Raw genomic sequence first — 11,569 nt, 5'->3', positions numbered from 1 at the left:
GCTCGGGGAAGAAGGGTGAGCCGGTCGACGATCGTCCGCACCTCAGAAAACTCCAACTCCCCGCGCTCCAGCGCCTGCCGGGTATTCGGCAGATCAGACAACGCCAACGCGATGAGCATGAACTGATCGGCACGGTAGTTCGTCCACCCCAACATCGGCGACAACAGTTCAGCCGCGCGTGGTTCGGGCTGAGACGACCGCTCCGCCTCATCATCTTTGAAACACGGCGGACAGTGCGCCAACGCATTCACAGCACCAAGACTCAGGTACTCAGCCCAGCGAGCGAGCTTCCGCGCGGCACGAACCAGCTCACCCAACTCAAAACCGTTACACGCCGACTGGTCAACAGCAGCGAACGCCACCACCAACTCCGGACCCGGCGCCATGTCGCCAAACCCGGGCGGGAGCGGAGAGAACCGCACACCATCGCCGTCGTCGCTCATACGTTCGATCTTACCCCGTAAAGATCGCTGTCGCAACTAGGGGGGACATCAGGAGGCCTTATTTACAAGGGTCTTGGCGCGACCACACGTCCGTCGACGGGCCGGACTTCGGGTAGTGTTGGCGACCTCACGTAGGCGTCGGTGGCCGCGCCGCCAACAGGTGCCGACCGCCGTGCGGCGGAAGTAGGTAGCCCACTGTCTCTGGACCTCTCCTCGCCATCGGCGAGTACGGCTCCCTGCCCGGTCCGCGCGCCGCCAGGTCGCCACCGACCCGCTGCAGGCGCGGTTCCCGTAGAGAGTGAAGGGGTAGAAGAGGGCGAGGGTAGCGCGTACGCCGGCTGCTGCCCGGCACGCCGGACCCCCGGATCTCACCCGCGCAAAGTCGGCGGCACCAGCCGTGGGCGCTTGGCTGGCGTGGAGGGGGTGACATGAGCGAGGAGATCCCCACCCTGCGAAGAAGTCCGCGCGGCTTGAAGCGGGTAGGAGGTGTCTGGGGAGAGTCATTCGCGGAGTTTCTTGGCACCTTCGTACTCATTCTCTTCGGCGATGGCTCCGTGGCGATGGCGGTGGCCGGCCTCCCAGGCTCCGGGCGTGCCGAAACTCCCACCTCGATCTTCCTGGCTGCCGGCGACTGGCTTCTGATCGCCTTTGGCTGGGCATTCGCCGTCATGCTGGGCGTCTATATCGCGGGTGGCATCAGTGGTGCGCATATCAATCCAGCAGTAACGGTCGCCTTTGCTGTACGCCGGCGGTTCCCCTGGAGGAAGGTCGGACCATATGTCGCTGCGCAGGTGCTGGGGGCATTCGCCGGAGCCGCCGTCATCTACGCGGTGTACCAGTCAGCGATCAACGCCTTCGACGTGGCCACGCAGATACCGAAGAGTTCGGGTGAAGCGTTAGCCACCTTCTCTATTTTCGCGACATTCCCTGCGGCATACTTTCACGGGAGTTGGGTCGGACCCTTCATAGACCAGGTGGTTGGTACGGCACTGCTCCTTATGGGCATCGCTGCGCTCATCGACCGGCGCAATGTCGCTCCGCTGTCCAACCTCGCGCCGCTGATCACGGGTCTGTTGGTCGGTGCGATCGGGATCTCCTTTGGTGCGAACGCCGGATACGCGATCAACCCCGCGCGCGACTTCGGCCCGCGGTTCTTCGCCTGGATCGCCGGCTGGGGCGAAGTCGCCCTTCCGGGAACGATTCCAGGCGCCTTCAGTTGGTACTTCTGGATACCAATCGTCGGTCCGCTGGTGGGTGGCGTGATCGGCGTCCTCGTCTATGACTTCTTCATCGGTGACGCGCTCGCCGCCCGCGCCGAGCCGCAGCCGCCGGGGCGGGCGGGTCCCGGGGCCGAGGAGCCGGTCGACGCGACCGGTGCGGACGTGTCCGCGGTCGATGCGCGTCGCGAGACGACAGGCAGCGAATCGCCGGGGGGCCGGGAATTATCTGGCGACGAAAGATAGGCCCGCCGCGACGAAGATTCGTAATGGAGTGAGTTTGTGTCAGGCGTTTGTTGAGGCGATCTCATTTCGCCGAAATCAGGAAGGAGTCGCTTTTCTCCGCCGCTGCCAGTCGACTCACCTAGGATGCTGAATCGGGAGCAATGGTGGCGGCTAGTTATGTGGATAACGAGCCTGATGTGCCAGGGGGGAACATGAGTAAAGGCGGTCGTGATCGCGGCACCTTCACCTGGAATGATCCGCGGGCGATGTTCGGCCTGATCGCGATCGTCGCGTTCGGTGCGTTCGTTCTCTATCTGTCGACCCAGGCGACGGCGTGGGGCGATTACCTCAGTCTCTATGCGGGCGTGGCGGCGCTGGCCACTGGCTGCCTTGGCGCACTGCTCGGATACGGGCTGACCGTGAGCCGGGTCCAGGATGCCAAGACCGAGATGAATCATGCCGTCATCGAACGCCAGGAAGCGCAGCGCAAACTCGAAGGTATCTTCGACACGCTGGCTGACGCGCGCGAGACGCTGGCAAAGGTCGAAGTCGTGCTCCGCGAGACCAGTAGCCTGCGCGATGCCCGTAAGAACGACGAGACCAAGTACGTCGAGCGGTTGGGATTCGACTCCTCCCTGCTGCGCCAGGCGGTGGGGCCGTTCAAGGACAAGCTCCCACCCGAGGCCGAGATGGTGGATTCCAGCCGCATACAGGAGGTCGATCCGCACCTCGAGACCCTGGCCCTGAGCGCCGACGAGTTGCTCGACGAGGTGCGGGCACGGCGTCGATACCTCCGCCGGCCGGACTGATCTCCAGGGCCCTTTGTCGCGAAATCCTTTGTGGCAAAGGGTCCTGACCTAAGGGGCCATGACCGTCCTGTCAAGCGGTCCTGGCGCGGGCGACGCACGTGTAGATGTGGTTGGTCCCTTCCAGTCGGTCAGCGCCCAGCCCGGCGAGAGCCGCGCGTACGTCACTCGCCAGTTGCTGCCGCCCGGTTTCGTCAAGCGCCGCGTTGTGTCCGTACGACGTGAGGAACGCGATGTACGTGTCGACGTCGAAGCTGAGCGGCTCCGTCATCCACCAGTGCCGCGCCGCCTCGAAGCAGCCACAGCCCGCGAGTTCCTCCCGGCCCGCGGCCGTTACGCCGTTGATGTAGTCCTCGTACGTGTCGGGATCCCAGGCGGAGTTGGGGTTGTTCGCCAGGGCGGTCTCGTTGAGACGCAGTTGGAGATCGCGAGTGAGGATGGGATACGCCCAGATCAGCACCAGATGTCCGGCCGGCTCCATCAATTCCGCAGCCTTGCGGTAGGAGACCGCGGGATCAACCCAGTGGAAGGCGTTCGCCGACCAGACGGCTCCGAAGGATCCCTCAGCCCCGGCGTACTCCTCGAAGAAGTCAGGCAGGATGTCGATGCCGTCGTCGGCGCCGAACCGCTCGGCCAGGCGGTGCCGAAGATGCTGGCCGGGTTCGAGGGCGACCACCCGCATGCGGGCGGCCCGGAGCGCGCGCGTCAGCTGCCCTGTGGCCGCGCCGACCTCCAGCACCCGCGAGCCCGCGGGCAGTGCGATCGAGCGGACGATGTCAGCAACGAGCGGCGCGGGCAGGTCGGGACGCCCGGTGTCGTAGTCGTCGACCACCCGGTCGAAGGTGAGCCGCCCGCTGCGGTTGGTGTTCGCCTTCACGGTCCGCGTCCCCTTTCGTAACGGCTCGTGGCTGATACTTGCCGGTGAACGGGCAACGCGACGCCCGACAGGAACGAGAAGGAGCATTCCACAACCGTGTATGTGACGTACGCGACCGAACCAGGTGATCCGGCGATCGACAACGAGGATTTCGTGGCGGCATCGCCGGAGTTGGCCGTTGTCCTGGACGGCGTCACGCCGATGGACCGTACGGACACCGGCTGCAGGCACGGTGTGGCGTGGTACGCACGGACGCTCGGAACGCAGGTCGCCCGGCTCGCCGCCGCGGGTACGGGGACCAGCGGCGCGGACGCCAGGCCGCTCGCCGACTGCCTGGCCGAAGGGATCGTGCAGACCCGCGATGCCCATGCGGATACCTGCGACCCGGCCCATCCGGACAGTCCCGCGGCGACCGTCGCGGCGGTCAGGATCCGTGACCAGCAGCTGGAGTACCTCGTACTCGCCGACTCCGCCGTGGTGATCGACCTCGGCTCCGACGTGCGTACCGTGACCGACCGCCGGGCCAGCCAGGTGGGCCGGCGCCTTCGTTCTGTCCTCGGTGCGCGCCCGTCGGCGGTGGAGGTGCGGTCCCACCGCAACCGCGAGGCGGGCTACTACGTCGCGGCGGAGCGACCCGAGGTGGCGTACGAAGCGTTCACGGGCGTTGTTGAGGTGGCGCCGATCCGCCGAGTGATGGTCGCCAGCGACGGAGCGACCCGACTGATCGACACGTTCAGGGTGTTCGACTGGCGGTCGGCGCTGGACGCCCTGCAGGGTGGCGGCCCAGAGGCGTGGATCGCCCGGACCCGCGAGGTTGAGCGGGAGCACGCCGAACAGTCAGAGGGTTCGACTGGTGCCAAGGTGCACGACGACGCGACGGTCGTTTTCCTGGCGGCCAGCTCGGTGTAGAACCGGTCGAACACGCCGGCACGAAGCCGCAGCGAAAGTCGTGGGGTCAAAGGCGGTTCGACGCGAACCGGCTCGTCAGAGCGCGCTCATGGCGTTGCGGAGGAACAACCCCAACAGGAAACTCAACGCGGCGAGGCTGATCAACCCAGCCGCGAACCGCCGCCGGTGTGCGGCGTAGGCCACGGCGGCCGCGACGATCTCCACCGCCCCGACGAACAGGGGCCCGCGGGTCGGGGAGACGAAGGTCGAAAGCCACAGTACGCCGATGAGGGACAGCAGGACGCCGGCGCCCGGGAGCCTGGGCGGCGGCGCGATGCCTGGGCGTGGGCGTGGCCGCGGAACCTGATCACCCATGCGTGGACCCTCCATCCGGGCCGCCGTTCGAGGTACGGCGACCCGGCAGTGTACGACGCGGTGGCAGAGCGTCGCTGCTCCGCCACCGTGTGGACGAGCCCCGCCCACGGTCGCCTACTGGTGGTTCAGGGGTTCAGTCCTCCGCGGCGGTCGCTCGGAGGCGAGCCTGCCCCTGGACGGGATGCTCGTCGGACGGATCGCCAGTGGTGTCGCCAGGCGCGCCACCAGGAGCGGCCGGCTCGGGCGCGACGCTCCCGCGCAGTGGCACCGCCTTGATCACCCACGCGAGCACGAACGCCACCAGCGCGAACGGCGCCGCCCAGAGGAAGACGCCCTGCATAGCGTCCACGATCGCGGCCAGGATCGGCTCGCGAGCCGCGGCCGGAACCGACCGGAGGGCGGACGGGTCGATGTTCGCCCCGCCGGTGGCCAGGTTGTCGGCGCCCGGTATGCCGGCCAGCGCGTTCTGCAGGCGGCTGGAGAAGATCGCGCCGAACAACGAGACACCGAACGACCCGCCGATGGACCGGAAGAACGTCGACGTACTACTGGCCACGCCCATGTCCCGTGGGCCGACGCTGTTCTGGGCGACGAGCATGGTGACCTGCATGAGCAGGCCCATGCCGACGCCGAGGACGACCATGAACAGCGCGGAGGTGACCTTCGTGGTGGTGACTCCGAGCGTCGACAGCGCGAACATGCCGACGGTCATGGTGGCGCCACCGAGGATGGGGAAGATGCGGTACTTCCCGGTACGCGTGATGAGGCTGCCGACGACCAGGGAGATGACCAGCGACGCGGCCATCATCGGCATGAGCAGCAGGCCGCTGTTCGTGGCGGAGGCGCCCTGCACCGTCTGCTGGTAGAGCGGAAGGAACGTCACCGCCCCGAACATCGCGAACCCCACGAGGAAGCCCATCGCCGTCGAGGCCGCGAAGTTGCGGTCCCGGAAGAGCCGGAGTGGGAGGACGGGCTCCACTGCGCGCCGTTCCACCAGGATGAACGCGACCACCGCGACGATCCCCACCAGGCCGAGCCCGATGATCTGTGGTGAGGTCCAGTCGTACTCCGTCCCACCCCAGGTGGTGAGCAGGACGAGCGAAGTCGCCCCCACGGTGAGGAGAGCCGCGCCGAGGTAGTCGATGCGGTGGCTCACCCGGTGGCGCGGGAGATGCAGCGTCGCCGCGACGAGCGCGAGCGCGACCGCGCCGAGGGGCAGGTTGACGTAGAACACCCAACGCCATGACAGGTGGTCGGTGAGGAATCCGCCGAGCAGCGGGCCGGCGATGGTGGCCGCGGCCATCACGGCCGCCATGTATCCCTGGTAGCGCCCGCGCTCCCGCGGCGGGATCAGGTCGCCGATGATCGCCATCACGCCGACGATCAGGCCACCCGCGCCCAGTCCCTGCAGCGCGCGGAACCCGATGAGCTGCACCATGGACTGCGACAACCCGGACAACGCGGACCCGACCAGGAAGATCACGATCGCGGCGAGGAAGAGCCGCTTGCGCCCGTAGAGGTCGCCCAGCTTGCCGTACAGCGGCGTCGAGACAGTTGAGGTGAGGACGTACGCCGTCACCACCCAGGACAGGTGATCGAGCCCGCCGAGCTCGCCGACGATGCGGGGCATCGCGGTGCCGACGATCATCTGGTCGAGCATCGCGAGCAGCATCGCGACGAGGAGGCCCGGCAGGACGACGAGGACCTCTCGTCGGGCCGGGGCCACTTCGGTGGTGGACACGGGTGGTCTCCCGAGACTGATGTGGGGCTGGCTTGCTTGCCGGCCGGCTAGTAGATTTACTTGCCGTACGGTAAGTAGGTCCCTTGCCGGCCGTCAAGTCAGTTTGACTGGTCGTCAAGTAAGTTTGTGGTAAAGGATGATCAGCTGGACCTTGAGGCGATTGGACCTTGAGGCGATTGGCCCTTGCGGCGATTGGCCCTTGCGGTGATCGGTCCTTGAAGGGGTTTGGCGCTTGAGACGGTTTGGATGGCGGAGGTGGCGATGACAGCGCGGGAAAGTGCGCGGGAGCGCGGGGAGAGGAACGGCCGTGCCCGTCCCGTGGCGGGCGTCGACACGCGGACCCGCATCCAGGAGGTCGCGCTCGAACTCTTTACCCAGCAGGGATACGAGAAGACCTCCCTTCGCGAGATCGCCGACCGGTTGGGTGTGACGAAGGCGGCGCTCTACTACCACTTCAAGTCGAAGGAGGAGATCGTCTCCTCGACGGTGGAGGATTTCCTTACCGACATTGACGAACTCGTGGCGTGGGCTACGGAGCAACCCCGTACGACGGAGACCAGGCACGAGCTTCTCCGGCGCTACTCTGACCTGGTTGACCGGAGATTCCCGGCGATGCGGTTCTTCCAGCAGAACCCCACGGGTACGCACAAGACGCAGCTCGGTGAGGAGTTCAAGGAACGCATGCAGGCGATGCATGGGTTGCTGTACGACGACGGGCCGCCCGCGCAGCGGATCCGAGCGCTGCTTGCCATCGTGGGCATGCACATGGGCACCGTCATCTTCGAGAACGACGACTATGGCACGCCTGAGGAACTCAAACAGGCCACGCTGGACGTGGCGTTCGAGCTCGTCGACCGCGCCTGACGGGCGGTCCCGCGCGGGTCCGCTCTAGCTGGGGAGACGGCGAGGCATCGCGACGTACAGGCTCTCCGGACGGTCGTCTCCGTCGAGCGTGTCGCGGCCGGTGAGCAGGGCCGGCCGGACCCCCTCGTTGAACGCCAGGTGTGCGTACGGCGCGTCGAGCCCGTCAAGACCGTCAAGGAGATAGCTGGCATTGAACGCCACGGTGGCCACGTCGCCGGTGAGCCGGGCCGGGAGGCGCTCCCGCCCACGGGTGTCGACATCCCCGGCCGCGCCGACGATGACCTCGCCGGAGGTGATGGTGAGCGCCACCGCGGAGTAGCGGTCGGCCACGATGCACACCCGGCGCAGGGCCGCGCGCAGGTCTTCGGAGCCGAGGGTGACGCTCCCCACGAAGTCGCGCGGGACCTTGCTCCGCAGCGGCGGGTAGGTGTCGTCGAGCAGCCGCATGGTGGTGAGCCGTTGGTCGGTGCCGAGACTCAGCAGGAACTCCCCGCTGTCTCCGCTGACACCCACCGTGAGCATCTCGGTGGAGCCGAGGCTCTTGGCTGCGTCGGCGAGCAGCCGGGCCGGAATCACCGCGCGGGCGGGGAGACCGGAGCCGGTGGCCTTCCATGGCAGCTCACGGATCGCGACCCGGAACCGGTCGGACGCCGTCAGGGTCACCGTCTCTTCGCCGAACTCCATCAGCGTGCCGGACAGCACCGGCACGATGTGTTCGCGTAGGGCGATCCGCGACATCTGCGCGACCGCCTTCGCGAAGGGCTCGGCATCCAGGACACCAATCGAATCCGGCGGCACAGGCAGCTCGGGATAGTCGGCCAGCGGCAGCGTCGGCAGGGTGAACTCGATCGAGCCGGCCGCGATCTCGACCACGCCTTCGCGGGTGGTGACCTCGACCGGACCACCAGGCAACGCGTGCACGATTTCGGCGAACACCCGTCCGGGAAGCAGCAGCTCTCCCGGCTCGCTCACCTCCGCGGCGAGCACGACGGTCGAGCTGGCTTCGTAGTCGTAGCCGGTCAGGCGTACGGCGTCGTCGGCCGCGGAGATCCGGAGTCCGCTCAGCGCTGGAATCGGAGCGGCGTTGCCCGCGGTGTGCCGAGCCGCGAACGCCGCGGCCCGGCCGAGCTGCTCACTGTCGCTGGCGAACCTCATGCCGGCTCCTCTCGTCCGTCGTGGGACGCAGAGCCTAGGTGAGCCCACCGACAACGCTCGGGCAGTCGTGCGAAGGGGGCGGGAGCGCGGCTCACACCGCCGCGATGATCCAGCTGGCCTCGTGCTGCTCGCCCGGCGCCAGGATGACCAGGTCAGTGCCGGAGTTGAACGCGTCAGGCGGGCAGGTCATGGGTTCGAGGGCGAGACCCGAGCGGTTGTACGCCGGCTCTGGCCGGTCGGCGGTGTGCACCTGCACCCAGGGACACCGGGTGTCCCACCGCATCTCGACCCCTCTGCCGTCGGCGGCGAGCACGCGCGCGTGGATGTCACCGGCTGGCTCGGGAGTCAGGTCAGTGAAAGCGTGGTCGATGAACGTCGTACCAATTGGCCGGGCCGTCCTGAAGTCGTAGGGCGTACCCGCGACGTCGGCGAGCCCGACCGGCAACAGGCGGTCGGGGGTCACCTCGAGGTAGCGGCTGGCCGGCAGCTCCAGCGACCAGTCGTCGACCCGGCCGGGACCGGCGACGAGATAGGGGTGCGGCGCGCAGCCGTAGGGCGCGGGAACGTCGCCGGCGTTGACGGCGGTGAGGACGCAGTGCAGCCCGTCCTCGCTCAGCTCGTACGACAGGGTGAGATCGAGGCGGAACGGATATCCGTCCTGGGGAAACAGCCGGTGGCCGAGGACGACCCCCGTGGTCGCCGTCTCGACCAGCGTCCAGTTGACCCACGCCACCAGGCCGTGCAGGGCGTTGTGCCGGGCCGGCTCGTTGAGTGGCAGCTGGTGGCGTGCGCCGGCGAACTCGTAGGCTCCGTCGGCGACCCGGTTGGGCCAGGGGGCGAGGACCGCGCCGCGGTAGAAGGGGCGCATGCGTTCCGCGGGGAACCCAGCGATCAGGTCGCGCCCGGCGTACTGAAGCTCCCGCAGGGTCGCGCCCACCTCGGTGACGACCGCCGTATAGCCCGATCCCACAAGGGCGTACTGCTCACCGCTGGCCTGCACCGCGTCATACCTCCAGATCCGGCAACGAACCTCTGACGCAGGACACTAGTGCCCAATGCGGTGCGGGGCATCCGAGGGCGCGGGCAGGGACGGGCTGGTGTGGGTACGTTGGCCGAAGACGCCCGGTCGGAGCGGGGAGGCTTGGATGGCGGCGCTGGACGGCAAGGCGGCGGTGGTGACCGGGGGGTCGCGGGGGATCGGCCGCGCCATTGTCGAACGCCTGGCTCGGGACGGCGCCCGGGTGGTGTTCAGCTTCATTCGCGACGAGGTGTCCGCCAATGAGGTCGTCCAGGCCGTGCGGGTGGCCGGCGGCGAGGCGTACGCCGTGCGCGTCGACCTCGGCAGTGTCGCGGACGTACGCCGGCTCTTCGACGACACCGACGAGCTTCTCGGTGGCCTCGACATCCTCGTCAACAACGCGGCCATGAGCCGGCTGCGGCCGCTCGCCGAGGCGACCGAGGACGACTACGACACCGTGATGGGGGCCAACGCGCGCGGCACCTTCGTCGCCCTGCAGGAGGCCGCGCGGCGGATGCGGGACGGCGGGCGGATCGTCACGATCTCCACCCTCAACACCATGATTCCCGCGCCCAACAACGGTCTCTACCAGGGCAGTAAGGCGGCCGTCGAACTCTTCACGCGGACTGCCGCCAAGGAGCTGGCGGTTCGCGGCATCACCGCCAACATCGTCTCGCCGGGCGCCACCGACACCGACCTGCTCCGCGCCACCAACGCGCCGGAGATGCTGGCGCTCATCCCGTCCATGACACCGCTCGGGCGGCTCGGCCAGCCGTCCGACATCGCGGACGTCGTGGCCTTCCTCGCCGGACCCGACAGCGCCTGGGTGACGGGCCAGAACCTCAACGCCACCGGGGGATTCCCGTGAGCGGGCCGGCGGCTGACGAGCGGCCACCGGCGACGATGCGGGCGGCGTACGTCGAACGCCTCGGGGCCGCCGACGAGATCCGGATCGGCGACCTGCCCGTGCCGCGCCCGGCAGCCGACGAGGTGCTCGTCCGGGTCGAGGCGGTGGCGGTCAACCCGGTGGATGTCCTCATCCGATCCGGTCGATTCCCCACGCCGCTTCCGTCGTTCCCGTTCATCGTCGGCCGGGATCTCGTGGGTGTGGTGGTGGGCGCGGGCGCGGCGGCGGGTGGCCGCTTCATACCGGGGCAGCGGGTGTGGACGAACAGCCTGGGGTACGACGGGCGGCAGGGAGCGACCGCGGAGTACGCCGTGGTCCCGATGGATCGGCTCTATCCTCTGCCGGCCGGGATCGATCCCGTGGAGGCGGTCGCGATCTTCCATCCGGCCGCGACGGCGTACCTCGGTCTGATCCGGCACGCCGGCGGCGTCGGGCCGGGTGACACGGTGGTCGTGGGTGGTGCGGCCGGGAACGTCGGGAGCTGCGTCTCCCAGCTTGCGGCCGCGCACGGCGCCCGGGTTATCGCGCTGGCGCGCGCGGAAGACTCCGCCTGGTGTCACGAGCACGGAGCTGACGCGCTCGTCGACTACCAGCTCGCGGACCTGCGGGGTGCGCTGGCCGGGGAGGCGCCCGGCGGCGTGACGGTGTGGTTCGACACCTCAGGCCGGATCGACCTCGAGTTGACGGTCGACCTGATGGCCGAACGGGGTGCGATCGTGCTCGTCGCGGCCAGCCCGGCGCCGGCGGCGTTCCCGATCACGTCGTTCTACCGGAAGTCGCTACGGATGGCCGGCTTCATCATCACGGCCGCGAGCGTGGCCGAGCTCGGTGCCGCGGCCCGGACCATCGAGGCGTTGCTGGCCGCCGGGCGGCTGGAGGTCCGGATCGGGCACGTCCTCCCGCTCGAGGAAACCGCGGAGGCGCACCGTCTGGTCGAGCAGGGGGTACGCGGCCGGGTGGTGCTGCTCCCGCCGGCCTGAACGCCGCGAAGCCGGGAAATGATCATGTTTACGTGGCAAATCCCCACCAGGCAAGGCAAATTTACCGCGTTTC

Annotated in this window: 11 protein-coding genes and 1 pseudogene; 6 read left to right on the top strand and 6 right to left on the bottom strand. The window is 68.4% G+C overall.

Translation table 11 applies throughout. The features are described 5' to 3' along the window. Positions 1–443: pseudogene (locus B141_RS0126370) on the bottom strand (HNH endonuclease); the annotation flags it as partial. Between the two features lie 428 nt (positions 444–871). Here B141_RS0126370 and B141_RS0126365 point away from each other — a divergent pair. Continuing rightward, complete coding sequence (locus B141_RS0126365) at positions 872–1,906, top strand: MIP/aquaporin family protein (RefSeq protein WP_020578190.1); 1,035 nt, start codon at positions 872–874, stop codon at positions 1,904–1,906. A 191-nt stretch (positions 1,907–2,097) separates the two neighbouring features. Then, positions 2,098–2,694, top strand: a complete 597-nt coding sequence (locus tag B141_RS0126360; RefSeq protein WP_020578189.1) for a hypothetical protein — start codon at positions 2,098–2,100, stop codon at positions 2,692–2,694. A gap of 70 nt (positions 2,695–2,764) precedes the next feature. Here B141_RS0126360 and B141_RS0126355 read toward each other — a convergent pair whose 3' ends face one another. Continuing rightward, positions 2,765–3,568: a class I SAM-dependent methyltransferase gene (locus B141_RS0126355; protein WP_020578188.1), complete on the bottom strand. Its 804-nt coding sequence runs from the start codon at positions 3,566–3,568 to the stop codon at positions 2,765–2,767. Positions 3,569–3,664: 96 nt separating this feature from the next. Here B141_RS0126355 and B141_RS0126350 point away from each other — a divergent pair, with 96 nt between their 5' ends. After that, positions 3,665–4,477, top strand: a complete 813-nt coding sequence (locus tag B141_RS0126350) for a protein phosphatase 2C domain-containing protein (RefSeq protein WP_020578187.1) — start codon at positions 3,665–3,667, stop codon at positions 4,475–4,477. A 75-nt stretch (positions 4,478–4,552) separates the two neighbouring features. On the opposite strand, the gene B141_RS0126345 is transcribed toward B141_RS0126350, so the two are convergent. Together B141_RS0126345 and B141_RS0126340 are read right to left on the bottom strand one after the other, a co-directional pair. Then, the gene (locus B141_RS0126345) at positions 4,553–4,831 is read right to left on the bottom strand and encodes a hypothetical protein (protein ID WP_020578186.1); all 279 of its coding nucleotides are present in this window, start codon (positions 4,829–4,831) and stop codon (positions 4,553–4,555) included. A 133-nt stretch (positions 4,832–4,964) separates the two neighbouring features. Further along, a complete protein-coding gene (locus B141_RS0126340) occupies positions 4,965–6,572 on the bottom strand; it encodes an MDR family MFS transporter (RefSeq protein ID WP_020578185.1) in 1,608 nt (535 codons plus the stop codon). A 261-nt stretch (positions 6,573–6,833) separates the two neighbouring features. Here B141_RS0126340 and B141_RS0126335 point away from each other — a divergent pair, with 261 nt between their 5' ends. Further along, a complete protein-coding gene (locus tag B141_RS0126335; protein WP_157181291.1) occupies positions 6,834–7,436 on the top strand; it encodes a TetR/AcrR family transcriptional regulator in 603 nt (200 codons plus the stop codon). A 24-nt stretch (positions 7,437–7,460) separates the two neighbouring features. Here the strand turns inward: B141_RS0126335 and dnaN are convergent, their stop codons facing one another. Continuing rightward, positions 7,461–8,591 carry a DNA polymerase III subunit beta gene (gene dnaN / locus B141_RS46120; RefSeq protein WP_020578183.1) on the bottom strand — a complete coding sequence of 377 codons (1,131 nt, stop codon included), beginning with the start codon at positions 8,589–8,591 and terminating at the stop codon, positions 7,461–7,463. Between the two features lie 91 nt (positions 8,592–8,682). Continuing rightward, complete coding sequence (locus B141_RS0126325) at positions 8,683–9,591, bottom strand: aldose 1-epimerase family protein (RefSeq protein WP_020578182.1); 909 nt, start codon at positions 9,589–9,591, stop codon at positions 8,683–8,685. 145 nt (positions 9,592–9,736) lie between these two features. Here B141_RS0126325 and B141_RS0126320 point away from each other — a divergent pair, with 145 nt between their 5' ends. Next, positions 9,737–10,477 (top strand): SDR family oxidoreductase, encoded by a 741-nt coding sequence (locus B141_RS0126320; protein ID WP_020578181.1) that lies wholly within the window; start codon positions 9,737–9,739, stop codon positions 10,475–10,477. Continuing rightward, positions 10,474–11,496, top strand: coding sequence for an NADPH:quinone reductase (locus tag B141_RS0126315; RefSeq protein ID WP_020578180.1), 1,023 nt, complete (start codon positions 10,474–10,476; stop codon positions 11,494–11,496). Before B141_RS0126320 ends, B141_RS0126315 begins: the two co-directional genes overlap by 4 nt. The last annotated feature ends 73 nt before the right edge of the window (positions 11,497–11,569 follow it).

It is taken from the genome of Actinopolymorpha alba DSM 45243, assembly GCF_000373925.1.
In the GTDB taxonomy this organism is placed as follows: domain Bacteria; phylum Actinomycetota; class Actinomycetes; order Propionibacteriales; family Actinopolymorphaceae; genus Actinopolymorpha; species Actinopolymorpha alba.
The sequence above is the reverse complement of the archived record's forward strand: the minus strand, read 5'-3'. Positions and strand labels throughout refer to the sequence as shown.

What these genes read in the sequence shown, in the direction of transcription:
- B141_RS0126320 (WP_020578181.1), top strand. Translation starts at nt 9,737, where the DNA reads ATGGCGGCGCTGGACGGCAAGGCGGCGGTGGTGACCGGGGGGTCGCGG.
- B141_RS0126335 (WP_157181291.1), top strand. Translation starts at nt 6,834, where the DNA reads ATGACAGCGCGGGAAAGTGCGCGGGAGCGCGGGGAGAGGAACGGCCGT.
- B141_RS0126365 (WP_020578190.1), top strand. Translation starts at nt 872, where the DNA reads ATGAGCGAGGAGATCCCCACCCTGCGAAGAAGTCCGCGCGGCTTGAAG.
- B141_RS0126345 (WP_020578186.1), bottom strand. Translation starts at nt 4,831, where the DNA reads ATGGGTGATCAGGTTCCGCGGCCACGCCCACGCCCAGGCATCGCGCCG.
- B141_RS0126360 (WP_020578189.1), top strand. Translation starts at nt 2,098, where the DNA reads ATGAGTAAAGGCGGTCGTGATCGCGGCACCTTCACCTGGAATGATCCG.
- dnaN (WP_020578183.1), bottom strand. Translation starts at nt 8,591, where the DNA reads ATGAGGTTCGCCAGCGACAGTGAGCAGCTCGGCCGGGCCGCGGCGTTC.